Origin of the sequence: Methylobacterium sp. AMS5 (assembly GCF_001542815.1) — a bacterium.
Classification (GTDB): domain Bacteria; phylum Pseudomonadota; class Alphaproteobacteria; order Rhizobiales; family Beijerinckiaceae; genus Methylobacterium.
Genome location: NZ_CP006992.1, coordinates 4,194,277 through 4,219,505, shown reverse-complemented (window position 1 = coordinate 4,219,505; position 25,229 = coordinate 4,194,277). Strand labels below are relative to the sequence as shown.

20 protein-coding genes are annotated in these 25,229 nt (G+C 69.6%); 10 read left to right on the top strand and 10 right to left on the bottom strand.

Annotation, left to right across the window (positions count from 1 at the left end):
* Positions 1-75 precede the first annotated feature (75 nt).
* The 7 genes from purF (at position 76) to coaBC (ending at position 8,497) form a co-directional block, all read left to right on the top strand.
* Entirely contained in the window at positions 76-1,551 is a 1,476-nt protein-coding gene (gene purF, locus Y590_RS18930) for an amidophosphoribosyltransferase (RefSeq protein WP_060771206.1), read from the top strand.
* Between the two features lie 5 nt (positions 1,552-1,556).
* Positions 1,557-2,300: an SDR family NAD(P)-dependent oxidoreductase gene (locus Y590_RS18925; RefSeq protein WP_060771205.1), complete on the top strand. Its 744-nt coding sequence runs from the start codon at positions 1,557-1,559 to the stop codon at positions 2,298-2,300.
* A 71-nt stretch (positions 2,301-2,371) separates the two neighbouring features.
* A complete protein-coding gene (locus Y590_RS18920) occupies positions 2,372-2,782 on the top strand; it encodes a dihydrofolate reductase (protein WP_060771204.1) in 411 nt (136 codons plus the stop codon).
* 352 nt (positions 2,783-3,134) lie between these two features.
* A complete protein-coding gene (locus Y590_RS18915) occupies positions 3,135-4,520 on the top strand; it encodes a glycosyltransferase family 61 protein (RefSeq protein ID WP_060771203.1) in 1,386 nt (461 codons plus the stop codon).
* A 157-nt stretch (positions 4,521-4,677) separates the two neighbouring features.
* Positions 4,678-5,457: a bifunctional demethylmenaquinone methyltransferase/2-methoxy-6-polyprenyl-1,4-benzoquinol methylase UbiE gene (gene ubiE / locus Y590_RS18910; protein WP_060771202.1), complete on the top strand. Its 780-nt coding sequence runs from the start codon at positions 4,678-4,680 to the stop codon at positions 5,455-5,457.
* Between the two features lie 124 nt (positions 5,458-5,581).
* The gene (gene ubiB, locus Y590_RS18905; protein WP_060772365.1) at positions 5,582-7,144 is read left to right on the top strand and encodes a 2-polyprenylphenol 6-hydroxylase; all 1,563 of its coding nucleotides are present in this window, start codon (positions 5,582-5,584) and stop codon (positions 7,142-7,144) included.
* Positions 7,145-7,195: 51 nt separating this feature from the next.
* Positions 7,196-8,497 carry a bifunctional phosphopantothenoylcysteine decarboxylase/phosphopantothenate--cysteine ligase CoaBC gene (gene coaBC / locus Y590_RS18900; protein ID WP_060771201.1) on the top strand — a complete coding sequence of 434 codons (1,302 nt, stop codon included), beginning with the start codon at positions 7,196-7,198 and terminating at the stop codon, positions 8,495-8,497.
* 118 nt (positions 8,498-8,615) lie between these two features.
* Here coaBC and Y590_RS18895 read toward each other — a convergent pair whose 3' ends face one another.
* Entirely contained in the window at positions 8,616-9,614 is a 999-nt protein-coding gene (locus Y590_RS18895; protein ID WP_060771200.1) for a lipid II:glycine glycyltransferase FemX, read from the bottom strand.
* Positions 9,615-9,964: 350 nt separating this feature from the next.
* On the opposite strand from Y590_RS18895, the gene speB reads away from it, so the two are divergent.
* Entirely contained in the window at positions 9,965-11,017 is a 1,053-nt protein-coding gene (gene speB / locus Y590_RS18890) for an agmatinase (protein WP_060771199.1), read from the top strand.
* 20 nt (positions 11,018-11,037) lie between these two features.
* Here the strand turns inward: speB and Y590_RS18885 are convergent, their stop codons facing one another.
* From Y590_RS18885 to Y590_RS18875, 3 genes are all read right to left on the bottom strand, one after another.
* On the bottom strand, positions 11,038-12,195 hold the full coding sequence (locus tag Y590_RS18885) for an HD-GYP domain-containing protein (RefSeq protein WP_060771198.1): 1,158 nt from the start codon (positions 12,193-12,195) through the stop codon (positions 11,038-11,040).
* A gap of 474 nt (positions 12,196-12,669) precedes the next feature.
* The gene (locus tag Y590_RS18880; protein WP_060771197.1) at positions 12,670-15,810 is read right to left on the bottom strand and encodes an efflux RND transporter permease subunit; all 3,141 of its coding nucleotides are present in this window, start codon (positions 15,808-15,810) and stop codon (positions 12,670-12,672) included.
* A gap of 10 nt (positions 15,811-15,820) precedes the next feature.
* Positions 15,821-17,029, bottom strand: coding sequence for an efflux RND transporter periplasmic adaptor subunit (locus Y590_RS18875; RefSeq protein ID WP_060771196.1), 1,209 nt, complete (start codon positions 17,027-17,029; stop codon positions 15,821-15,823).
* Between the two features lie 283 nt (positions 17,030-17,312).
* Between Y590_RS18875 and Y590_RS18870 the strand changes: the two genes are divergently transcribed.
* Positions 17,313-17,495, top strand: coding sequence for a hypothetical protein (locus Y590_RS18870; RefSeq protein ID WP_060771195.1), 183 nt, complete (start codon positions 17,313-17,315; stop codon positions 17,493-17,495).
* Between the two features lie 133 nt (positions 17,496-17,628).
* Here the strand turns inward: Y590_RS18870 and Y590_RS18865 are convergent, their stop codons facing one another.
* From Y590_RS18865 to Y590_RS26875, 4 genes are all read right to left on the bottom strand, one after another.
* Positions 17,629-18,858, bottom strand: a complete 1,230-nt coding sequence (locus Y590_RS18865; protein ID WP_060771194.1) for a GGDEF domain-containing protein — start codon at positions 18,856-18,858, stop codon at positions 17,629-17,631.
* Between the two features lie 172 nt (positions 18,859-19,030).
* Complete coding sequence (gene hspQ / locus Y590_RS18860; RefSeq protein ID WP_060772364.1) at positions 19,031-19,369, bottom strand: heat shock protein HspQ; 339 nt, start codon at positions 19,367-19,369, stop codon at positions 19,031-19,033.
* Positions 19,370-19,428: 59 nt separating this feature from the next.
* On the bottom strand, positions 19,429-20,478 hold the full coding sequence (locus Y590_RS18855) for an HpcH/HpaI aldolase/citrate lyase family protein (RefSeq protein WP_060771193.1): 1,050 nt from the start codon (positions 20,476-20,478) through the stop codon (positions 19,429-19,431).
* Between the two features lie 213 nt (positions 20,479-20,691).
* Entirely contained in the window at positions 20,692-20,991 is a 300-nt protein-coding gene (locus Y590_RS26875) for a hypothetical protein (protein ID WP_162492771.1), read from the bottom strand.
* Here Y590_RS26875 and Y590_RS18850 point away from each other — a divergent pair.
* Positions 20,963-22,285, top strand: coding sequence for a patatin-like phospholipase family protein (locus Y590_RS18850; protein ID WP_060771192.1), 1,323 nt, complete (start codon positions 20,963-20,965; stop codon positions 22,283-22,285). The genes Y590_RS26875 and Y590_RS18850 overlap by 29 nt on opposite strands.
* A 168-nt stretch (positions 22,286-22,453) precedes the next feature.
* On the opposite strand, the gene Y590_RS18845 is transcribed toward Y590_RS18850, so the two are convergent.
* Positions 22,454-23,014, bottom strand: coding sequence for a winged helix-turn-helix domain-containing protein (locus tag Y590_RS18845; protein ID WP_060771191.1), 561 nt, complete (start codon positions 23,012-23,014; stop codon positions 22,454-22,456).
* A gap of 424 nt (positions 23,015-23,438) precedes the next feature.
* Complete coding sequence (locus tag Y590_RS18840) at positions 23,439-24,536, bottom strand: replication protein RepA (protein WP_012255098.1); 1,098 nt, start codon at positions 24,534-24,536, stop codon at positions 23,439-23,441.
* Positions 24,537-25,229: the final 693 nt, after the last annotated feature.

The window sequence follows — 25,229 nt, the reverse complement described above, 5'->3', positions numbered from 1 at the left end:
GCGTCTCCGGCCGTTTCCCGCCGTGCCGGATGCGAGGCCCGCGCGACCCGCGCGCCTCCAGGATTCGAGATCGACATGTCTGTTGTCAGCGCGAGCGCCGATGTCCGTAACCTGGACATCGACGGGGATACGCTTCGCGAGGAATGCGGCGTCTTCGGCATCTACGGGCACGATGACGCCTCGGCCATCACGGCGCTCGGCCTGCACGCCTTGCAGCATCGCGGCCAGGAGGCGGCCGGCATCGTCTCCTACGACGACGGCGTGTTCCACTCCGAGCGCCGCCAGGGCCTCGTCGGGGATTCCTTCTCCGACCGCGCCACGATCGAGCGGCTGGCCGGCCGCTCGGCCATCGGCCACGTGCGCTACTCGACCACCGGCGGCACGATCTTGCGCAACGTCCAACCGCTCTTCGCCGAACTCGCCGGCGGCGGGCTGGCCGTGGCGCATAACGGCAACCTCACCAACGCGCTGTCGATCCGCCGCGACCTCGTGCGCGACGGCGCCATCACGCAATCGACCTCGGACACCGAGGTGATTCTCCATCTGGCCGCCCGCTCGCGCAAACCGCGCATCGTCGAGCGCTTCATCGACGCGCTGCAGCAGATCCAGGGCGCCTACGCCATCGTCGCGCTCACCAACAAGAAACTCATCGGCGCCCGCGACCCGCTCGGCATCCGCCCGCTGGTGCTCGGCGAACTCGACGGCCGCTACATCCTCGCCTCCGAATCCTGCGCGCTCGACATCATCGGCGCCCGCTTCATCCGCGATGTCGAGAACGGCGAGGTGGTGGTGATCTCGGAAGACGGCGTCGAGTCGATCCGCTTTGCCGAGAAGCAGCCGATGCGCCCCTGCATCTTCGAGTACATCTACTTCGCCCGTCCGGACTCGGTGGTGAACGGCAAGAGCGTCTACGGCGTGCGCAAGGCCATCGGCCAGGAACTCGCCCGCGAGGCAGCCCCCGAGGCCGACGTGGTGATCCCGGTGCCGGATTCCGGCGTGCCGGCGGCTCTGGGCTTCGCGCAGGAGGCCGGCCTGCCCTTCGAGATGGGCATCATCCGCAACCACTATGTCGGGCGCACCTTCATCCAGCCGACCCAGACCGTGCGCGAACTCGGGGTGCGGATGAAGCACTCGGCCAACCGCGCCGCGGTCGAGGGCAAGCGCATCGTGCTCGTCGACGACAGCCTCGTGCGCGGCACCACCTCGGTGAAGATCGTGCGGATGATGCGCGAGGCCGGCGCCCGCGAGGTGCATTTCCGCATCGCCTCGCCGCCGATCACCTATCCCGACTTCTACGGGATCGACACGCCCGAGCGCGAGAAGCTCTTGGCCGCGACCCACGATCTCGAGGGGATGCGAAAGTATATCGGCGCCGATTCGCTCGCCTTCCTGTCGATCCCCGGCCTCTACCGGGCGATGGGCGAGGAGGCGCGCAATGCCGACTGCCCGCAATACACCGACCATTGCTTCACCGGCGACTACCCGACCGGCCTGACCGACTTGGCGATCGCCGGGCCCAAGCGCTTCGCCATGCTGGCCGAGGCGGATTGAGCGAGATGGCCGACCCGATCCTCGACGGCCGCGTCGCCGTCGTCACCGGCGCCTCGCGCGGCATCGGCCGCGCCGCCGCCCTGGCTCTGGCGGGCGCCGGCGCCCACGTCGTCGCCGTCGCCCGCACGCAGGGCGGCCTGGAGGAACTCGACGACGCGATCCGCACCGCCGGCGGCCACGCGACGCTCGTGCCGCTCGACCTCACCGATTACGACGCCATCGACCGCCTGGGTGCTGCGCTCAACGAGCGCTGGGGCCGGCTCGACATCGTGGTCGGCAATGCCGGCATCCTCGGCAACCTGATGCCGGTGAGCCACGTCACGCCCAAGGTGTGGGATGGGGTGATGGCGATCAACGTCACTGCCAACTGGCGCCTGATCCGCTCGTTCGACCCGCTGCTCCAGCGCTCGGACGCGGGGAGGGCGGTCTTCGTCTCCTCGGGCGCGGCCGCGAAATGCCGGGCCTATTGGGGGCCCTACTCCGTCTCGAAGGCGGCGCTGGAGGCGATGGTGCGCACCTATGCCGCCGAGAACGAGCGCACGCGGGTGCGCGCCATGCTGCTCAATCCGGGCCCGCTGCGCACGAGCATGCGCGCCGCGGCGATGCCGGGCGAGGATCCGGAGACGCTCAAGACCCCGGAGGAACTGGCCCCGCATTTCGTGCGGCTGGCCTCCCCCGATTGGAACGAGACGGGCAAACTCTACGATTTCCCCAGCGACCGGGTTCTCACCTTCTCCGCACCCCAGTAACGGGGTCCGGGGCCAAGGCCCCGGCGGGCTTGCGGGCAGAGCCCGCATTCTTTGTTTTTCAGGTTTCAGCCATGATCGACGTCCGCTGCATCTGCGCCATCGGCCAGCGGGGCCAGCTCGGCCTCAACGGGCAGCTCCCCTGGGAGGGCAACACCGATCCGCTCTTCGTCGAGGACGTGACGCGCTTCTTCGCGCTCACCATGGGCCACGTGCTGATCGCCGGCCCCAAAACCGTGGCCTCGGTGCCCGAATTCGCGTTCAAGGACCGCACCATCGACGTGATCCGTTCGCACGAGGATCCGGAACAGGTGCTGGCCCGCTATCCCGGCCGGCGCATCTTCGTCGGCGGCGGCATCGCGGTCTGGAACGTCTACGCGCAATACATCCAGCACTGGGACGTCACCCGCCTCCCCTACGACGGCGAGGCCGACCGCTGGTTCGATCCGGCCTGGCTCGTCGGCGGGCCGCTGCGGGTCGGCTGACGACCTCCTCAAAGGGACGCGTCCCGAACAACCTCCCATCAAATCGATCCCGCAAGACCGAACTGCGCGTCCGGTCATCGACGCGATGCGCCTCTCACGACCTGCAACCGCGCCGAGAGCATCTCGCACAACGAATCAAGGATTGAAGCCAGGCTGCCGATAGGAAGGCTATCCATAGCGTTTTGAAGAGCCATTACGGCCGCATCGGCGATCCATTTTTCCACGCAGGCGGCCTATCTCAGCGAATATCTTGCGAGCACCATCGTGTTTTTTCATTTTTATCGCTTGCGCCACCCCCGTCATCGCTCAAACATCACTTGTCTCATACATCTCCGTTCAGCCAGGAGAAGCGATGTTCTTCCGCAGGCGCAAGGCACCGGACGTCCCACCCGTCTTCGCTGGCAGCCTGGACCAATTTTCGAACGGAACCTTGCAGGGCTGGGTGTGCAGCGTACTGCACCAAGATGAGTGCGTGCATGTCGAGGTCCACCTGCGCGGCGAAAGGCTAAGGCGCGAACCCGCCAACCAAGAGCGGCCCGACGTCAACGCGGCGGGCATTGCCGGGCCCCACGGTTATCGGATCCTGCTCCCGCCGCTCCCCTCGATCGATCGCGGCGACTTGGCCGTGACGGCCGAATGCAGGGGTGAAACGCAGACGATCCTGACAGACGCCATCGAAGAGCAGATTCTGGACTTCTACGCGCAAGCCCCCGAGGGGCGTGCGGTCGAACGGTGCACGACCATTTGGGGAAGCGATCTGGAGCGAGAAAGGATTTCAGCCAAAACCTACGAGGATGCAGTCTACCTTCCCTTTAATAGTGGGATCCTGCTCGATCACGATCCTTACTGGGGGCTCTACAAGAGCGACGGAAGTCTCATCAACGGAGCAGCCTATCGGCGAGGAGCGAACCTCGACCTCGTTGGACAGAGCGAGGTCCTCGATCTCGGGCGCTACGATCTCGACGAGGCCCCGTTCGAGACCATGGTCTATGGCGGCCCACTCCTGTCGCATTACGGCCACTTCTTGCTCTCCACGCTCAGCAGGTGCTGGGCCATCGACGGCTCCCATCCAGTACTTTTCCACTCGACGCCGCCGGTTCAGGCACATCGTGCGCGCTTCATTGTCGAGATGCTCGGCTTGACGGGGTTGGCAGGACGGAGCTTCTCCTTCGAACGCCCGACCCGCATCAGAAGGGTGATCGTGCCAGGGCCCTCGCTGTACGAACAGCACAGCATCTGGCGGGATCATGCGGTCGCGATGTCGGCGATCGCTCGCGGCATCGGGTCTGGCTCAGACAGGCGCTGGCAGAAGGTCTACTTTTCCAAGTCACGGCTCGGGGCGGGCGTGAACGGCCTTGAGGGGGAAGCTTTTATCGATCTCAAGATGAAGCAGGCCGGATTCGAGATTGTCTATCCCGAGATGCTGACGGTGGCGGAACAGGTCGCCATTTTCAGGACGGCAGAGCTGATCGTCGGATTGGCCGGATCGGCCTTCCATACCCTTACCCTGGCGCCTCAAACGCAGGCCAAACGCGTGATTTTTACCTTCGAAGGATTCCTGAACTCGAACTTCTTGCTGATCGATCGCGTCAGCGGCGGAAACGCGGAATACTATACTTTGAAGGATGAGGTATCGCGAACCGATACGGGCCTCTTCACGATGAATTATGCGGTCCGGAACGCAAACCGACTCGCCGACCAGATCATCGCTCTCAGCAGCGGCCGGCCGCGAGGCTGACGCCCTTTTTCTGTCACCCGTCGGCACGGGTCACCGAGGAGAAGGACTGACCCGCTCGCCGGTCGCCCCGCTGCCGCATGGCGGTTCAAGCCGGCATTCGCTAAGGAGGCTCGGCCGAGGCCGTGAGCGGCGACGGGCGAGCGCAGGGTAGGATCGGATGAGCGGAACGGACCCGAGAGCCGGCGACAGCGAAGCCACCGCCGATTTCGGCTACGAGCGCGTGCGGCTTTCCGAGAAGCAGGCCAAGGTGGACGACGTGTTCCGCTCCGTCGCGCGCCGCTACGACCTGATGAACGACCTGATGTCGGGCGGGCTGCACCGGGTCTGGAAGTCGCACCTGATCTCGATGCTGCGCCCGTCGCGCACCCGGCCCTACCACCATCTCGATGTCGCCGGCGGCACCGGCGACATCGCCTTCCGCACCCTCGAAGCGGGCGGCCCCGAGACCCGCGTCACCGTGCTCGACATCAACGAGGCGATGCTGCGGGTCGGCGCCGAGCGCGCCGGCCACAAGTACGACGGCCGCATCGATTTCGTCACCGGCAACGCCGAGACGCTGCCCCTGCCGTCGAACCATTTCGACAGCTACACCATCGCCTTCGGCATCAGGAACGTGCCGCGCATCGACGTGGCCCTGCGCGAGGCGCACCGGGTGCTCAAGCCCGGCGGACGCTTCCTGTGCCTGGAATTCTCGCGGGTCGACCTTCCGGTGCTGGAGAAGATCTACGACGCCTACTCCTTCCACGTGATCCCGCGCATCGGCGAGCGGGTGGCGGGCGACCGCGAATCCTACCAGTACCTCGTCGAGTCGATCCGCAAGTTCCCCTCCCCCGACAGCTTCGCCCGGATGATCGAGACGGCGGGATTCAGCCATGTCAGCCATCGCCGGCTCTCGGGCGGCATCGTCGCGATCCATTCCGGCTGGAAGATTTCTTGATTTCTTTCCGATCTCGGGCGCTGACGGGCGCCTCGGCAGGGCCGGGCTCCGCGGCGCAGGGGACGCCTTGCGTCGGTGATCCGGGGCGATCCCTCTTCGAGCAAATGCCTTTCAGGGTTCGATGATGCTCGGCGCCGTCTTCCACCTTGCCCGCGGCGCCCGTGTCGGCTTCGTGCTCGCCCGTGAGGGCGGTCTGGCGCTGATCGACGCGGCGCAATTGCCGCCGCATCTGCGGCTCGCGCTGAAGCTCGGCCGGTCGCTGGAGCGGCGCGGCATCGCGGAGGCCCCCGGCGCGAGCCCGCTGGAGCGGGCGCTGACCCGGCTCGGCCCCTCCTACGTCAAGTTCGGCCAGTTCCTGGCGACCCGCCCCGACATCGTCGGCATGGCCGCCGCGCGCGATCTAGAGCGGCTTCAGGACCGGGTTCCGCCCTTCCCGCAGGGGGTGGCGCTGCGCGTGGTCGAGGGGGAGCTCGGCAAGCCGGTCCCGGTGCTGTTCACCGCCTTCAGCGAGCCGGTGGCCGCGGCGTCCATCGCCCAGGTCCACAAGGCGACGGTGCTCGACGCCGACGGCACGCAGCGTAACCTCGCGGTCAAGGTGATGCGGCCCGGCGTGCGCGAGCGGTTCGCGCGCGACATCCAGGCGATGCGGTTCATGGCCCGCATCGTCAACGCGCTCCTGCCCGATGCCGAGCGCCTGCGTCCGCGGGAGGTGGTCGAGATCCTGGCCCGCTCCGTCACCATGGAGATGGACCTTCGCCTCGAAGCGGCGGCGATGTCGGAACTCGCGCAGAACACCGCGGGCGACGCGGATTTCCGCACGCCGCGCCCCGAATGGGCCCTGACCTCGCGGGACGTGCTGACGAGCGAGTGGATCGACGGCGTGCGCCTCAACGACCGGCCCGGCATCGTCGCGGCGGGCCACGACCCGAAGGCGCTCGGCCGCACGGTGATCCAGTCCTTCCTGCGCCAAGCGATCCGCGACGGGTTTTTTCACGCGGACATGCATCCCGGCAACCTGTTCGTCGATCCGCAGGGGCGGCTCGTCGCGGTGGATTTCGGCATCATGGGCCGGCTCGGCCACGCCGAGCGGCGCTTCCTCGCCGAAATCCTGCTCGGCTTCATCACCCGCGACTATCGCCGCGTCGCCCAGGTGCATTTCGAGGCGGGCTACGTGCCGCGCCACCATTCGGTGGACGATTTCGCGCAGGCCATCCGGGCGATCGGCGAGCCGATCCACCAGCGCCGGGCCGACGAGATCTCGATGGCCAAGGTGCTCACGCTCCTGTTCGACGTGACCGCCCTGTTCGACATGAGCACCCGCACCGAGCTGGTGATGCTGCAGAAGACCATGGTGGTGGTGGAGGGCGTCGCCCGCTCGCTCGATCCGCAGCTCGACATGTGGACCGGCGCCGAACCGGTCGTGCGCTCATGGATCACCCGCCATCTCGGCCCCGTCGGCCGGATCGAGGGCGGCGCCCGCGCGGCGCTGACGCTCGCCGAGGTCGTCTCCGACATCCCCGACATCGCCCAGCGCATCCGCCGCATCATGATCCGCCTCGACGAGGAGGGCTCGCGCGACATCCAGGCGATGGAGCGGATCGCCCGCCTGGAACGGCGACGCGCCATCTGGTCGACCCTGGCCCTGTGGGGGATCGCGGTGGGGGCGCTGGTGCTGGCGTTCCGGTGAGCGATCCTCTCGCACCTTGACGCGCGCCCTACGATTCCCCGTTCTGGCTTCATGTCTTCTCCGTCTCCAAAGCCCCTCGCCGGCCGCCGCATCCTCCTGATCGTCGGCGGCGGCATCGCCGCCTACAAGGCGCTCGACCTGATCCGGCGCCTGCGCGAGCGCGGGGCGCAGGTGCGTCCGCTGCTGACCGACGCGGCCCAGGAGTTCGTCACGCCCCTGGCCGCCGCCGCGCTGGCCGGGGAACGGACCCATACCGACCTGTTCGACCGGGAGAGCGAGGCCGATATCGGCCATATCAAGCTCGCTCGCGACGCCGACGCCATCGTGGTGGCGCCGGCCACCGCCAACCTGATGGCGCGGATGGCGACCGGCCACGCGCCGGATCTCGCCTCGACGGTGCTGCTCGCCACCACCCTGCCGATCCTGATCGCCCCGGCCATGAACGTGCGGATGTGGCAGCATCCGGCGACACAGCGGAACCTCGCGACCTTGAAGGCCGACGGCGTCGCGGTAATCGGCCCCAATGAGGGCGCCATGGCCGAGGCCGAGTTCGGCCCCGGGCGGCTGGCCGAGCCGCACGAGATCGCCGACGCGCTCGAAGCCCTGCTGGCGCAGCGGTCCGAGGGCCAAGGCCTGGGCTTCCTGGCGGGCCGCGAAACGCCCAAAAAACCGCTGGCGGGGCGGCACGTGCTCGTCACCTCGGGGCCGACCCACGAGCCGATCGATCCGGTGCGCTACCTCGCCAACCGCTCCTCGGGGCGGCAGGGCCACGCGGTCGCCGCCGCCGCGGCCGAGGCCGGCGCCCGCGTCACCCTGGTCTCGGGGCCGGTGGCGATCCCCGATCCGGCGGGCGTCGCCGTGGTGCGGGTCGAGAGCGCCCGCGAGATGCTCGCCGCGGTCGAGGCCGCCCTGCCCGCCGATCTCGCGATCTTCGCCGCCGCGGTCGGCGACTGGCGGCCCGCCGAGATGCGGGTCGGCAAGATCAAGAAGGACGGCCACCTGCCACCACCGCTGCAGCTCGTCGAGAATCCGGACATTCTCGCCACCATCGCCGGCCGCGCCGAGGGGCGCCCGCCCCTCGTCGTGGGCTTCGCCGCCGAGACCGACGACGTGATCGTGAACGCGCAGAAGAAGATCGCGCGGAAGGGCTGCGACTGGATCGTGGCCAACGACGTCTCGGCGGAGGGCGGGGTCATGGGCGGCACCGAGAACACCGTCCACCTCGTCGCCCGCACCGGCGGCGTCGAGAGCCGTGTCGAGAGCCGTGTCGAGACTTGGCCGAAGCTCAGCAAGGAGGAGGTCGGGCGGCGGCTGGTGGCGCGGTTTTCGGCGTTGCTCGCAGCAAAGCCGTGAGAGCATCGCCCACTTCGTTGGCGCAGGCGCCGCCCCGTGACGGCCCCGCCGGGCTGAGCCTCTGCGTCGAGGGGAAGGGCGGGGCAGCGCGCGCCCGGCCCCGGCCAGCGGCCTAGATCTAGCGCAGGAACAGGGCGGTCGCGGCAGCGCGACGGATGAAGGCGTTGCGTGCGTAGATCCAGGTCGGACCGCCCTGGATCACGTTACGGCTCAAGGCGCGCTTGAAATCGAAGACGCCGCGATTCCCGGACGGATCGACGCCGCCGAAATCGAAGCGGCTGGCGCCCTCCTGCCGGGCGCGTTCGATGATCCGCCAGACGGCGAGGGTGGCCGCACCGGTCGATCGTGCCCGCTCGTCCGAAGCCGTGAAGAAGTCGGTCCACACCGCGCGCGCGGTGTGGACGATGCGCACCAGGATCGGCTCTCCGCCCTGGCGGATTTCGAGGAAGAGCAGGTGCGGATCGGACGCCGCGAGATCGCGATAGGCGGCCGTGTCGAGGCCGCTCGAGAAACCCTTGCGCTGCTGGAGGGCGGCATACATCCGCACGAAGGTGTCGAAGGCCCGCAACCGCTCGTCCGGGTCCGTCAGGAAGACGGCGGTGAGATCGGGCTGTCCCGTCGCCTTGTTGACCTCGCGCCGCCAGCGCCGGTCGGCCGCGGCCAGGATCGCGTCCGTTTCCGGTGTCAGGTCGAGTTCGATCGTGTGATCCTTGGCCGTCACGACGGGCACGAAGCCGTGCGACAGCAGGGCGGTGATCCCCTCCGGATCCTGAGGCCGGTAGCTCTTCACCGCGAGCAGATCCGCCGGGCGCAGGGCGAGATGGTCGATGAAGGCGGCGAGCACCGCTTCCGCCCGGAACTGCCCGCGGGCGGTGAGGACCGCCCCTCCCTGCACGAGGATCCGGCGCACGGGGCCGGTGCGGCGCTCCTGGTACTGGATGTAGGCGAGATCCGCGCCGTTGTCGTTCAGGGCGACCTGCCGGACGGTCCAGCCGAGCCGGCTCTTGTAGCGGCCCCAACTGCGGGACGCGTAGAGGTTGGCGGCCGGCTGCTGCCAGAGGATCTCATCCCAATCCTCGGCCTCCGAACGGTCGATGACCGCGACCTGAGCTGTCATGAACCGCCCTTTTCTGTCCGCTCTCTCCGCCAGCCGGACGACGTCTCTCGAGCGGCTGCCCGGCGCCTCGATCAGGCTTGCTCGATCAGGCTTGCTCGATCAGGCTTGGCGGTATCGTGCTCCGATGCGCAACACCATCGCAAGCGAATGTATCCGCTCGCCGAGGCCCCCTGCGTAGTTTGCGCCGGCCGCGACGGGCGCATGACATGGCGGGCAGGAAACGGGTTTATGAAACGGGTTCATGAAACGGCTTGCGGCCGGAGGAGACGGGCGGCTTGATGCGGAGCGCGGGTGAGATCGCGCATCGCTGCAAGTGGCTGTGAAGACACCGCGCCGGGGGGAGGATCGTCATGCCGGATGAGAGCGAACCGGCGGGCGCGCGGGCGGAACGGCTGGCGCGGTTCCAGCCGGCCTCGGGGATGGCGACACCACGCTTCTCCGGCCTTGCGAGCTTCATGCGGCTGCCGGTGCTCGATCCCGCCGAGGCGGTGGGCGAAGGGGCTGGCCAAGGGGCTGGCGAAGGGGCTGCGCTGGTCGAGATCGGCCTGATCGGCATCCCCTTTGACGGCACCACCACCAACCGGCCCGGTGCCCGGCTCGGACCGCGGGCCGTGCGCGAGGCCTCCACCGGCACGCGGGCGCTCAACCACGCCACGGGGGTGGCGCCCTACGCCCTGGCGGCCTGCGCCGATCTCGGCGACGTGCCGGTCAACCCGGTGGACGCCGCCGAGACCGCACGGCGGATCGAGGCGTTCTACCGGCCGCTCGCCGAGGCCGGGATCGTGCCGCTCACGGTGGGGGGCGACCATTTCATCACCTATCCGGTGCTGCGGGCGCTCGGGGCCGCCCGGCCGCTCGGCCTGATCCATATCGACGCCCACAGCGACACCGACGACGCGCAGTATGGCGACGCGCAGTCCGATGGGTCGCGGCTCACCCACGGCACGCCGTTCCGGCGCGCGGTCGAGGCCGGATTGCTCGACCCGCGGCGCTGCATCCAGATCGGCATCCGCGGCAGCATGGATGCGGCCGACGAGCGCGACTGGGCCCTGGCGCAGGGCATGCGCATCCTCACGATGGAGGAGGTCTGCGCCCGCGGCCTGCCGGAGGTGGCCGCGAAAGCCCGCGCCGTGACCGGCGACGGCCCGACCTATCTCAGCTTCGACATCGACGCCCTCGATCCCGCCTTCGCCCCCGGCACCGGCACGCCGGAGATCGGCGGCTTCACCACCCGCGAGGCGCTGCACCTGCTGCGGGCGCTGCGCGGCCTCGATCTCGTCGGGGCGGATGTGGTGGAGGTCGCGCCCCCGCTCGATTCCGCCGGCATCACGGCGCTGGCGGGCGCCGGCATCGCCTTCGAGATCCTGTGCCTGCTGGCCGAGCGGGTCGCCGCACGGCACTGACCGGCCCGAAAGACGGGAGATCAGCTCAGCACGGACGGTCCGCCCGCGGCCTCACCGGCGCGGAAGATGATCGGGCGGTAGACCCTGAGCAGGTCGGAATCGAGCTGGCCGGCCTGGGCCTGCATGATCGCGGCGGCCTCGGCGGCGGATAGCGGCGGCCGGTAGACCCGGCGCTCGGTCAGGGCCGAGTGGACGTCGCAGATCGCCACGAGCCGCACGAGATCGCCGATCCGCGCGCCCCTCAGGCCTTCGGGGTAGCCGGACCCGTCGAGGCGCTCGTGGTGGTAGCGCACCACATCGAGGATCTCGGGCTCGAAGGCGCCCTCCTTCGCCAGCAGGTCGGCGCCGAGCGCGGCATGCGTGCGCATCACCCCCATCTCGTCGGGCGTGAGGCGTCCCGGCTTGTTGAGGATGGCATGGGGGATCAGCGCCTTGCCGACATCGTGCAGCAGCGCGGCCTTGGCGAGCCGCTGCCGGTCGCCCCGGGAGAAGCCGAGTTCGGCAGCGAAGGCGGCGGCGAAGCCCGCGACGCTCAAGGAGTGCTGGTAGACCTGGATGTCGTGGCGCCAGACGAGGTCGAGCCAGGCACGGATGCCGACCTCGGAGACCGTGTCGAGCACGATCCGCGTGCCCTCCTCGGCCTCCTCCGGGCTCGGGGGCCGGCCGGCGGCGGCCTTGTCGAACAGGCGGGTGACGAGGGTGGTGGCCCGCTCCACCCGCAATTCGGGGGTCACGCCGCCCGGTTTCCGCGCCTTGGCCGATGAGCCCCCCCTCGCCTTTCCGTCCGCGACGAGGCGCATGAGCGCCGGGACGATGCCGGCGGATTGGCGCGGATCGATCACGGTCGGCGTGCCGAGCAGACGCACGGCCGCCGTGTCTTGGACGGCATTGCCGCGGGCGAGATAAAGACAGGGCAGCCCGCTCTCGCGAATGCGCTCGGCGAGCCACATGATCCAGGCACTTCCCCGATCGGCCGCGAGATCGGTGGCGAGATCGACGACGAAGGCGATCGGCCGGTCGGCGGGCAGGGCCGCGCCGGGCTCGACGACTCGGCAGGGCAGAACCAGGGCGATGCCGCGGGCGAGGCGCTCCGCCCGCTCGCGGCGGTCCGAGACGAGGACGACGACGTCCTCGCGGTGCGCTCCCTGACGCTCGTGTCGGTTCCGAGGTTCCTGCATCGGTCATCCGTGGCCGCGAGGCCAGTGGCGGACTCGAAGCGTATCTTGGCCGCATAGATCAAAAGCGTTGAGAAATGCTTCGCAACATCTTGTGGTACAACCCTGACGTATTCGCACGGGGCCGTGCTTCGCCACCGGAGCGATGCCGCCGAGCCCCTGTTCACTCCACGACAGCTTCGGTGGCGGTTCAGGAAATCACGCTTGCGGGGCGAGCCCGAGCACAAGGGTCGCAAGGCCCGCGCTGCTTAAAGTGCCTCACAAAACTCCCGGTCTCTGACCGTTCTCGTTCTGGCGATGACAGCGCGGCGGGAGTTCTGTGAGAGACAGTTAAGGTTTCGCAGGTTCTCGGCGTGCTCCCCGGTCTCGGGCCCGCTGTCCTTCCGGAGGCGGCGCGTGGCGGAGGTTTCGTGAGAGACGCCTCGGCCGCGCGAATTCGGCATCCTCGATGATCACGTCCGTCGTGCGGATACCGGATCACTCGGCGGCCACCCCTCGGCGGCCGAGACCGGCGGCGTTGGCGGGCGGACCCGGACGATACGCATCGTCTTCTTCATCAGGCTCGTCCGCCCCGCCGACGAAGCGGCCGAACAGGCGCACGAACAACCGCGACAGGTCGTCGACGAGCAGGAAGATCGCCGGCACGAAGACGAGCGACAAGCCGGTCGAGACGATCAGCCCGCCGATCACCGCCACCGCCATCGGCGCGCGAAACTCGCCGCCGATCCCGAGCGCGAGTGCCGACGGCACCATGCCGGCGGCCATGGCGATGGTGGTCATCACGATGGGGCGCGCCCGCTTGCGGCCGGCATCGACGATGGCGGTGACGCGATCGACGCCGCGGGCCATCTCCTCGATGGCGAAATCGACCAGCATGATCGCGTTCTTCGTCACCACGCCCATCAGCATCAGGATGCCGATCACCACCGGCATCGAGATCGGCATGTGGAAGACGAGGAGGCCGAGGATCGCCCCGCCGATGGAGAGCGGCAGCGAGAACAGGATGGTGAGCGGCTGGAGGAAGTTGCCGAACAGCAGCACGAGGACGCCGAACACCATCATCAGCCCGGCGCCCATGGCCAGCGCGAAGCCCTCGAACACCTCGCCCATCACCTCGGCGTCGCCGGTCTGGCGGATGGTGACGCCCTCGGGGAGGTTCGTGGCGGCGGGCAGGGCCATCACCTGTTCGATGATCGAGCCGAGCGCGTCCGAGCCCTGGAGATCGCCCTCGACGGCGACGCGCACGGTGCGGTCGTAGCGGTCGATGGCGGTCGGGCCGCGCCCCAGCGTCAGGTCGGCCACGGTGGCGAGCGGCACCGCCGCGCCGGCCTTCACCGGCACCTTCAGGCTGGCGATCTCGGGCAATTGCCCGCGCAGGCGCTCGGGCAGCATCACCCGGATCGGGATCTGCCGGTCCTGGGCGTTGAACTTGGCGAGGTTGGCCGCGATGTCGCCGATGGTGCCCACCCGCACCGTCTCGGCGATGACGTCGGTCGAGACGCCGAGATCGGCGGCGACCCCCGCTTTCGGGGTGATGCGGATCTCGGTGCGGTCGAGAGGGGCGGTCGAGATCAGGTTGACGAGGTGGGGCACGCCCATGGCCTCGCGCTGGAGGCGGGCGGCGACATCGGCGACCACGGTCTTGTCGGGCCCCGAGACGATCAGCGCGAATTCCCGCTGGCCGCCCTCCTGCAGCGACCAGAAACGGATGTCGGGCACCTGCCGCAGGACGCTTGAGATCTTGAGATCGACCTGCTTCTGGGTCAGGGCGCGGTCGCTCTTCGGGGTGAGGTTCACGGTGAGGCTCGCCAGCCGCACCTCCTTCTTGCCGGGCAACTGGCGCCCGCCATCGACGAAGACGGAGCGGATTTCGGGCATCTGGCGGAGGGTCTCGACGAGGCCGTCGGAGAGGCGCTGGGTGTCGTCGAGGCGCGCCCCGGGGGGCAGTTCGACCACGAACATCGTGCGCGCCGCGTCCTCCGCCGGGATGAAGCCCGCGGGCAGCAGCCGGGTCGAGGCGATCGAGCCGGCAAAGCAGGCGAGACCGAGCACCAGCGTCAGGTATTTGTGCCGCACCGACCACGCCACGAGGCGGGTATAGGCGCGCATCACCAAACCCTCGCGCTCGTGGTCCGGGCCGTGGTCGCGCAGGAAGTAGGCGGCGAGCAGCGGCGTGATCAGGCGGGCGACGAGCAGCGACACGAACACGGCCGCCGCGATGGTGAGCCCGAACTGCTTGAAGTACTGGCCGGCGATGCCGGGCATGAAGGAGACGGGGGCGAAGATCGCGATGATGGTCGCGGTGATCGCGATGACCGCGAGCCCGATCTCGTCGGCGGCCTCGAGCGCCGCGCGGTAGGCGGTTTTACCCATCCGCATGTGGCGGACGATGTTCTCGATCTCGACGATGGCGTCGTCGACGAGGATGCCGGTCACCAGGGTGATGGCGAGCAGGCTCACGGCATTCAGCGAGAAGCCGAGCGCGCTCATCACCCAGAAGGTGGGCAGCACCGAGAGCGGCAGCGCCACCGCCGCGATCAGGGTGGCGCGCCAATCCCTCAGGAACAGGAACACCACGATCACGGCGAGGGCGGCGCCTTCCAGCAGGCCCATCATCGCCGAGTGGTAGTTGCCGATGGTGTTGACGACGCTGGTGTCGATCAGGTCGAAGCGGACCCCCGGATTCTCGGCGTGCAGCGCCTCGATGCGGGCCGCCACGGCGACCGCGACCTCGGCGTCGCTCGCCCCCATCGCCCGGGAGATGGCAAAGCCCACCACCGGCTCGCCGTTGAACCGGGCGAAGGTGCGCGGCTCCTCGGCCGCGTCCATCAGGCTCGCCAGTTCGTCGAGGCGCACCTTGCGCCCGCCGGGCACGACGATGGAGGTCGCCCCCAGCGTCTCCAGGCTCGCCGAGGCGCCGAGCGTGCGGATCGACTGCTCGCCGCCCGCCAACTCCCCGCGCCCGCCCGCCATGTCGGCGGAGGTGAGGCGCAATTGCCGGTTGACGTCGGCCGCGGTGATGCCGAGCGCGAGCAGGCGGTCGGGCTTGAGGGTCACGCGGATCTCGCGGGCGACGCCGCCGAGGCGCTCGACGCCGCCCACCCCCTTCACCCCCTGGAGCTGGCGCGCCACCACGTCGTCGACGAACCACGACAGGTCTTCGGGCGTCATCGCCGGGGCGGACGCGCCGTAGATCATGATCGGCAGGCCGGCGATCTCGACGCGGCTGATGATCGGCTCGTCGATGGTGCGCGGCAGGTTGATGCGGATCTTCGAGATCGCGTCCTTCACGTCGTTGACGGCGCGGTCCTGGTTCACCTCCAGGCGGAACTCGATCGTGGTGATCGAGGCGCCCTCCGAGATGGTCGAGAGGATGTGCTTGACCCCCTTCACCCCGGCCACCGAATCCTCGACCCATTTCGTGACCTGGGTCTGCAGCTCGGAGGGGGCGGCCCCGCTCTGCGTGACCGTCACCGAGACGATCGGGATGTCGATGTTGGGAAACCGGGTGATCGGCAGGGACCGGAAGCTGACGAGGCCGAGCACCATCAGCACGAGGAACAGGACGAGCGAGGGGATCGGCTTGCGGATCGCCCAGGCCGAGACGTTGAGGCGCATCGTGTGATCCTCAGCGGGCCGCGGCCGCCCGGGCCGTCGGCGGGACGGGCCGGACCCGGTCGCCGTCGCGCAGGAACGAGCCGGCGCGGGCGACCACCGCCTCCCCGGCGGCGATGCCGGAGCGCAGTTCCGTGAAGCCTTCGGCCGAGAGGCCGGTCTCGACCCGGCGGGCGGAGACGCGGCCGTCCGCGACCGCGAGAACGCTCGCCGAGCCGTCGGCGGCGTAGAGCACGGCGGCGAGCGGCACCGCCACGCCCTCGCGCCGGGCGACCTCGACCCGGCCGCGGGCGAAGGCGCCGATATGCAACGCCGGGTCGGCGTCCAGGCGGATGCGGACCCGGCCGAGGCGCGTCGCCCGGTCGACCTCGGGATAGACCCGCCGCACGGCGCCGGGCGTCACGCGCCCGTCCTCCCATTCGAGCCGCGCCGGGGCGCCGGCCCGGAGCCGCGGCAGGGCGGATTCCGGCACCTCGCCCTCCAGTTCGATCTCGCCGCGGGCGATCAGGCGGAACAGCGGCTCGCCGGCCGCGCTCGCGGTGGCGCCGACCCGCGCGGTGCGGCGGCTGACGAGGCCCGCCTCCGGCGCGCGGATCTCGGTGCGGGCCCGGCGCAGGCCGATCTCGCGTCCCTGCGCCCGCGCCGCGGCCAGATCCGCCTCGGCGAGAGCCAGCCCGGCCCGCGCCGCCTCGAGTCGGCCGTCGGCGCCCTGCGCCGCCGAGACCCGCTGCTCCAGGGTGACGGCGGTGGCGTTGCCGGTCCGCACCAGCGCCTGCGCCCGTTCCAGGGCTTGGCGCGCCTCGGTCTGGGCGGCCTGCACCTGGACGATCTGGCTCTTCGCCTGGAGGATGGCGGCCTCCGCCTTCGCGGTGGCCGCGAGGTTGGCGGCCTCCTGCGTCTCGATCATCTCCAATGAGAGCCGTGCCAGCACCGCACCGCGCTCGACCCGGTCGCCCTCCTCGACGAGCAGCGCGACGATGCGCAGGCCCTCGACCTCGGGGGCGACGAGGATCTCGTCGCGGGGCACCAGCGTCCCGGTCACCACCGCCCGCTCGACGATCTCCCGGCGCTCGGCCGGGACCACGCTCACCGCAGGCAGGAGCGTGGCGGGATCGGGCACCCCGGCCGCGGGCGGCGCCTCGGCGGCGCGGGCCGGCGGGGCCGCGACGAGGAAGGCGGCGAGGCACGCCGCAGCGGGACGGAAGGGCAAAGGGGCCGGCATCGCGAATCGTCTCATGGGGCGCGCCGATGCGCCGCAGCCTGCTTGTCCGCCGCAACCGGCGATTTCGTGGCGGATGGGGTGGCAAACTCCTCCCCGGTCGAAGCCTGTGCGAGATGCCGCAGGCGGATGAGAGCGGCGGTCTGTCCCCGAGATCAGTCGTTCCCGAGACGCGGCGGACGCCTCCTCGCTTCGCTCAAGGTTTCGTCGGACCATTCGTGTGCAACCAGGGTCGGCCGCGCCGGGTTATCCCGTCAAGAGATTCCTGACGACGGGCGGTTTCACGATGAGCATCTTCCAGATCCGGCAGAAGACGAGCGGCGCGATTCTCTGGACCGGGAGTGCCGAGGACGAACGTACCGCCCTCGACGCCATGGCCCGCGAGGCCGGCTATTCCGATTCCTCCGCTCTCCCCGACAGCGTGCGGGCGGCGGGCTTCGAGACCGCCAGGCTCGACCTGATCTCCTGAGATCCGTCCGGCATCATCCTCCACCAGGGGCGTCCGCCATGCGGGCGCCCCTTTCGATTCGGACGTCACACCGCTCCACGGGCTCCGGTTGATCGCTTCGGGCTGTGCGGACGTCGCACAGGTGGAACCCGTCTCAGGCGCAGCAGCCGCCTTGCGCGGACACCTGCGCCTTCGCCGCCCCCGGTCCGGATCGATCCGGGACCCGCTCCGCAGGCGGCTCCACGCGTCGGGCCTGCAGCCGGTCGCGGCCATGGGCCTTGGCCTCGTAGAGCGCCGTGTCGGCGAGCGCCATCAGGGTATCGAGTCCGGCCGGGCCGCCGGTGAAAAGGGCGGCGCCGAGGCTGACCGTGGCGCCGGTGGGCAGGCCCCGGCCGCTCTCGCGGGCCATGCGGGCACGGATCGCCGCGCCGAGAGTGGAAACCGCCGCCTCGTCGAGACCCGGCACCAGGATCACGAACTCGTCCCCGCCGAGCCGTGCCAGGATCGCGTGGCGCGGCAGGCAGGCCTCCAGCACGCCGGTGAGCGCCACGAGGATGCGGTCGCCGACGGCGTGGCCGAAGCTGTCGTTGACGGTCTTGAACCGGTCCACGTCGAGCAGCAGCATGGCGCCGGATCGGCGCCCGGCGGCCATGCCCCGCAATGCTTCCGCGGCGCGGCTCTCGAAGGCGCGGCGGTTGAAAGCGCCCGTGAGGGGATCGCGCTCGGCGAGCGCCGTCATCGCCTCCTCCCGGCGGCGGCGCACCGCGGCGGCCATCAGCAGCGCGAGCAGCATCTCGACGAGAATGCCCTCGAACAGCGAGACTTGGATCAGCACGCCCTTGAAGCCGACGAGGCTGACGAAGGCGCCCGGCACGGGCACGAGCAGCGCCTTGGCGGCGTAGAAGGTGCCGTGGGCGAGGAAAACGGCGCCGAGCGCGTCGGAGGCGGCGGTGCGCTCCGGGAAGGGCGTGCCGGCCCGCGACAGCAGGAGATGGGCAGCCCGCAGGGCGGCGAGGGCGACGAGGCCGGAATTGGTCATCGCGAAGGCCGGCGTCGGGTCGATCCCCGCCGGCAGGAGCAGGAGCCCGGCCCAGGCCAGCAGCAGGCCCCACCAGAGCCGTGCGATCCGGCGCCCGGTGAAGCGGGCCGTGCCGAAGAGGAACAGGAGGTGGGCGACGACGAGCAGGCCGTTGGCGAACCAGACCCCGACGAGGAAGGAGGCGGCGCGGACGGGCGAGAGCGAGCAGCCGAGGACGATGGTGGCGAAGCCCGCACTCCACAGCAGCAGTGCGGGGTTGCGCAGGATCCGCCACTCGACGGCCAGGAAGCCCGCAGCGGCGGCCGCCGCGGCGAGGCTCATGACCAGCATGGTGACCACATCCATGGCTATTTCGAACCCGCGCAACGATTGACGTGACGCGCCTCGATAGCAGCAGCCGTTGAACAAAGCGTTCCGCGGCTTGCCGTTTCGGCCCGCCACACCGTTCCGGACGATGCTAGGCTGTTGTTTTTACGCCGTCTTTTGCCGAGAGCCGAATGTCACCTTTCGGGGCCGATCAGTTCGCCTGGCCGATCCGCATGCGGTAGACGCCGTCGGCGCTGCGCTCGAACACTTCACTGATGCCGGCATGGCGCAGGGCCTCGCCGGACGTGTCGGGCACGAGGTTCTGCTCCGAGACGTAGGCGACGTACTCGCTGTCCGCGTTCTCGGCGAGCAGATGGTAGAAGGGCTGGTCCTTGCGCGGCCGGACGTCCTCGGGAATGGCGAGCCACCATTCCTCGGTGTTGGCGAATTCCGGGTCCACGTCGAAGACCACGCCCCGGAACGGGTAGATCCGGTGCCGGACCACCGCCCCGAGGCCGAATTTGGCGGTTCTCATGCTGGTCTGGGTCATGACCGATAGATAGGCCTCGCGGCCCTTCCGTTCCAACGCAAGGCCACCATCCGCGACGATCAGGGCAGATTGTAGACCTTGGCGAGGTCCGGGTCCTTCTCGGCCACGAGCCGGGCGAGATCGACGATGACCTTGGCCTGCTTCCAGGTGGCGTCGTCCTGCATCTTGCCGTCGATCATCACCGCGCCGGTGCCGTCGGGCATCGCCGCGACGATGCGGGAGGCGAAGTTCACCTCGGCCGGATCGGGGGCGAACACGGTCTTGGCCAGGGCCACCTGGCTCGGATGCAGGGTCCAGGCGCCGGCGCAGCCCATCAGGAAGGCGTTGCGGAACTGCACCTCGCAGGCGGCCGAATCGGAGAAGTCGCCGAACGGGCCGTAGAACGCCTTGATGCCGTTGGCCATGCAGGCATCGACCATCCGCGCGATGGTGTAGTGCCAGAGATCCTGCTGGGCCGAGGCGCGGACTTCTTCGCCCTTGGGATCGGACAGGACGCGGTAATCCGGGTGGCCGCCGCCGACGCGGGTGGTCTTCATGCCGCGGGACGCCGCGAGGTCGGCGGGCCCGAGGCTCATGCCGTGCATGCGCGGCGAGGCGCAGGCGATGGCGTCGACGTTGGCCACGCCCTCCGCCGTCTCGAGGATGGCGTGGACGAGGATCGGCTTCGTCACCCCGTGGCGCGCCTCGAGCTGGGCCAGCAGCTGGTCGATGTAGTGGATGTCCCAGGGACCCTCGACCTTGGGCACCATCACCACGTCGAGCTTCGCGCCGACCTCGGCGACGAGGGTGAACAGGTCGTCGAGGATCCAGGGGGAGTTCAGGGCATTGATGCGGGTCCACAGGCCGGTGCCGCTGGCGGCGAAGTCGGTGGCCTTGGCCATCTCGACGAAGCCCTTGCGCGCCGCCTCCTTCTGGTCGGCGGGGACCGCATCCTCCAGGTTGCCGAGCACCACGTCCACCGTCTTGGCGAGTTCGGGCACGCGGGCGCGGACCTTCTCGTTGTGCGGCGGCACGAAGTGGATCATCCGCTCGAGCTTGATCGGCAGTTCGCGGAACGGCTCGGGCGCACCCGCGGCGAGCGGCTGGAAGAAGCGGCGCGGCAGTTTCATCGGCTCTCGGTCTCCGGCTTCGTGAAGGGCCGTGGCGTCGGCCCTCCGCTTATGCCCTTGGCGTTAGAGCACGGCGCCCCCCGGCGTAAAGCCGACCGTGGTCCTCCCCTCGGCCCTGTGATCGTCCTTGGAGGACGCGCGATCCCCGATCCGGCGGATCGTGCGCCCGCGCACGGCACGGCCCCGCTCCCGCACCGGCCCATGGCCTATCCGTCAGTGGAGTATCCGAGAACGAAGATTGCGCGGCGAACCAAATCGTCCGACACTTCCCAGGATCTTATAAGTCTTCATCAAGGTCTTTCTCGTTTTCGCCTCTTGCGCCCGGATGCCAGGACAGGCGGCAAGGGTGAGCGCGGGACAAGCGAAACGGCAAAGCTTGCCCGGCGAAGCATTCGGCGCCGCGCAGTCGGGACGGAACGGACCGCCGCGCCCCGTGTTTTCCGGCCGAGGCGGGCTGTCGAACATCGTCGGGAGACGTACGTCGATGCCAAAACTGTTCAACGAACCGATCATGCAGACTTTTCCGTCCGGCCCGCGCAGGGGCGGGGCCTTGGCCGGCGTGCTGCTCGCGCTCGCGCTGTCGCAGGGGGCAATGGCCGGGCCGGCGGCGAAGAAGTCCGCCGACGCGCGGCCGGACTACACCGCCGCCCAGGCCGCGACCGCGCAGCCCGAGGGCCTGCCGGCCTCGGTGCGGATCGCGGGCGACGACACGCGCGCGTTCCAGGCCCTGATCGACGGGGCGCCCCGCGCCTCCGATCCCTGGCTGGTGCTCTCCGGCGGCGGCGAGAACGGCGCCTTCGCCGCCGGCCTGCTGGCGGGCTGGTCGGAACGCGGCGACCGCCCCGATTTCGGCGTCGTCACCGGCGTCTCGACCGGCGCGCTGATCGCCCCCTTCGCCTTCGCGGCGCCGACGCTCGGCGACCGGGCCGATGCGGCCCTTCGCGAGAACTATACCGAGATCTCGGCCGCCGACGTGTTCGAGTTCGGCGGCACGCCGGATTCGCTGACCGACACCTGGCCGCTCAAGGAGCGGATCGGGCGCGCGGTGACGCCGGCCCTGCTCAAGGCGGTGGCGGCCGAGCACGCCAAGGGCCGCCGTCTGCTGATCGCCACGACCCAGGTGGACAGCGAGCGGCCGGTGCTGTGGGACATGGGCGCGATCGCCCAGCGCAACGCCGAGACCGGTGATCCGCGGGCGCTGGCCCTGTTCCGCTCGATCGTGCTCGCCTCGACGGCGGTGCCCGGCGTCTTCCCGCCGGTGGCGATCCCCGTCGAGGCCAAAGACGGAGCCAAAGCCAAGCCCTTCGCGGAGCTGCACGACGACGGCGGGGCGATGGCCCCGTTCTATCTCGCGCCGGCCGCCGCCCTGGAGGGGGAGACGCGGCTGCGCCTGCCGACGAACCGGGTCTACCTCGTCGTCAACAACCGGCTCGAACCGGAATTCCAGATGGCGTCGCGCACCACGCTCTCGGTGCTCGGCCGCACCATGTCGGCGGCGATCAAGGCGCAGACCCGCGCGGCGCTCGCGCTCACCAAGGGCTATGCCGCGCGCACCGGCCTGGATCTCCGGATCGCTCTCATCGACGGGCGCTTCGCCAAGACCTCGGAGAAGCCGTTCGACCAGCCCTACATGAAGGCGCTGTTCGCCCATGGCGAGGCCCTGGCCCGCGATGGCAGCGCCTTCGCTCAGGCCCATCCGCCCGCCACGGCCAAGGGGCTGGATCTTCGGCCGGACCTTGGGCCGGATCTGGACCTGAACCAGCGCGCGGTGACGGAATCGACCGGCTCCGTCGTGGTCTCGCGCTGAGACGGCGCGGATCGGCGGCGCTCTTCGATGGGGCGGTCGCTCTCGCAGACGACATCGGACACGGTTCAGAGGCGGCTTTCGCGCGGGGCCCCTCCTCGTGTTTCCAGGGCGTGCGGCTAGCGCATCGTCCTTTTCCGAAAGCCGGCAACCACCTTTCGGGATGATGCTCTATCCCTCTTCCGCATCGGCCGGGGCGTAGACGGCCTCGCCCAGGCGCTTCAGCGAACCGCCGGGGCCTGAACGCTTCCAGAGCCGGGTGTTGAGCGCCGCCACCGGGTCCTGACCCGGCAGGGAAAAACCCTGCTCGTTGATCCGCGCCAGAATCTCGCTCGCATGCATCGGGCGGCCCGCCTCCTCCAGGACGGCGAGCACCGCCTCGATCACCGCCCGGCCGTAGCGGCGGGCGAGCACCGTCTCCGACAGGCCGACCTCCCCCTCGACCGGCACGGCGAAGGCTGGCGCCGGAGGTCTGTCGGGCGCTGCGGAGGGCGGAGCCGGCGGGGCGGCGGCCGGCGCCCGAGCCGGTTGCGGCGTGGGTTCCGGAACGGGGATGGGGGCGTCCGCTCGTCCATCCGCGTCCGGCGAGGGCTGAGCGGGCGCAGCCGGGCCGCCGAGGCGTCGGCCGAGATCGAGGTAGAGCAGGAGATCGGCGATCTGGCGCTCGATCGCGTCGCGCTGCCGACGCAGCGCCTCCAGCCGCGCCAGAGCCTCGGCTTCCGACAGGACCATGCTGGCCTTCCTCACCGCTCATTCCCAATGGGGGGAATTTTTCGGAATGGAAGATGTCATGGAATGGAAGGGAAGGCGAGTTCTTTCTATTCCATTCAGCTCTGTTCCCTGATCGGAAGATGGAATGAAAGGCGCGTGCCGAAGCGCCGAGCGAACGCGCGACCTCAAAGCCGGCCGGAACAGCCCTCTACGGAAAGACGCGTCGCGGCGTGCTTTCGAGGCGGCGATCGCAGCACCTCGGCCAGAGGGGCCTTCAGCGTGTCGGAACAGGCGGATCATACGGCCCCGAAGAGGGAATGAACCGTTCCCTCCGCTGGGGCCGAAGACTTCCTTTATTGGAAGATTGGAATATTCCTTACTAACCGAAACCACCAGGGCAGGCTCATGGAATATTCTGAAGGCCGAAACCCCGAAAAGATTTCCGTCAGGCGCGGGCCGCAGAGGCCGCCGCGCGCGCGGTGCGGGCGGCTTTGGGCGGCACCAGCAGGCTGCCGGGATCGGCCGGGTGGAGCAGCATGCCGCCCTCGTCGAGGTCGATCCGCAGCCGCGGAAACACCTCGAGCAGGCCGGCGAGATCAGCCTTGAAGGCTTGGCGGAAGCTGCGCAGGCTGGCGTTCTCGGCGCCGAACTGGCGGTGCAGGTTGTCCCAGGTCAGCCGCAGGGGGCGCTGCAGGGCGCGCAGGCGGTAGCCGGTCCAGAACAGGAGGTCGAGCTTGCGCGCCGAGCCGGAGAAGGCCCGCGCCGCGCGGATATCGACCGGCAGGGCGTGCCGGATCAGGCTGTCGTAGAAATCCTGATGGAACGAGACGGTGCGCTGCCAGACGAGGCCGTCATCGCCGCGCCGCCAGAGTTCGAGCTGGCGGAAGGGGGGCACGTTCAGGGTCGAGGCCTGCCCCTCCCCGTCCCACAGGCCGAGCTGCATCGAGCAGGCGGCGAGCCGGTTGAGCTGTTCCTTGAAGGCACCGATGGTGCCGCGCTCGCCCCCGGTGACGGCGAACCCCATGGCCTTCATGAAGCCCGAGAGGCTGTCGGCGACCTCGATGGTCGGGCTCCTCTGGCGCACCGCCTCGGTGCATAGGTGCAGCAGCACGAGGCGGGCCTTGGGGCCGTAGGGCAGGCCCTGCAGCTCCATCTCGCCGGTGATCGGGTTCTTGAGGCGCCCCGCCGAGAGGCTGAGCGAGTTGCGGCCGTATTCCCGCACGAAGTCGCGGGCGTCGCCGGGATCGCGGTAGGGCAGGCCGCAGAGCGCCAGCACCGAGTGGAGATGCTGGAGGTTTTCCGGGCCGGTGGGCTCGCTCTCGATCACCTCGCGCACGGCATCGCGGCGGCGGCGGTCGCGGCCCATGGCCTCGCGGGCCTCGGCCTGCGCCCCCTCCTGGGCCCGGGCAGCGTCGCGCTCGCGCTGGCGGAACAGCAGGTGCTCGACGATCGGCGCGAACAGGAACCCGCCCCGCGCCGCCTCCAGCTCCGCCTGCAGATCCGGGTCGCGGATCGCGGCGATCTTGGCCTCAAGCCCCGACATCGCCTGCCCTCAAGGCCTCCCGCTGCGTGTCACGTCGTGTTCGCCTTCATCCGAGCCCCAGGCTCCGCACGGAATCGTCGGAAGCACCCTCAGGGCCGCAACCGATCTGTCACGATTCGGCTCCGCGGAGTCCCGTGGCCTTTCGGAGTTTTCCCGGGAATCCACGCTTGGACGGCCGAGTCCTGCACAGGTGCGTCGTCCGCGGTCGGGAGAGGGGCCGATTCCGGGCACGCAGAGTTCCATACGCCCGGCCGCCGGCCTGAATCTGCCCGCGCAGAGTTCAATACGCCCCCCGCCTGCCCCCCGGCCCCGGACTTGTCCCCGCTCTTCCCCGGCCAAACCGGTTTTGCACGCTGAATCCGGTACGGGCCCACGCAGAATCCGATGCGACAGGCCCCGTGCCTCGCGCAGAATCCGATGCGAGGGCGCGCAGAGTTCGATGCGGTCTTGCGCAGAGTTCGATGCGCGAAGAGAGCTCAAGCCACGGGAGGATCACGGCTTTTCCGCCTCCCCTATAACTTGCTGAACTGACTCCCTGAGAATCCTTAACAGATAGCTTTCCTAGGGAGGGTTGCGCTGCGTTCGCCAAACCGAACGAGGGCTTTTTCTCTTCTTTTCAAAAGGAATACACGGAATTCTGCACAGGCTGTGCCCCCTCTCTCCCCGATCGAAGGCGCGCGAAGCGGCGCTGCG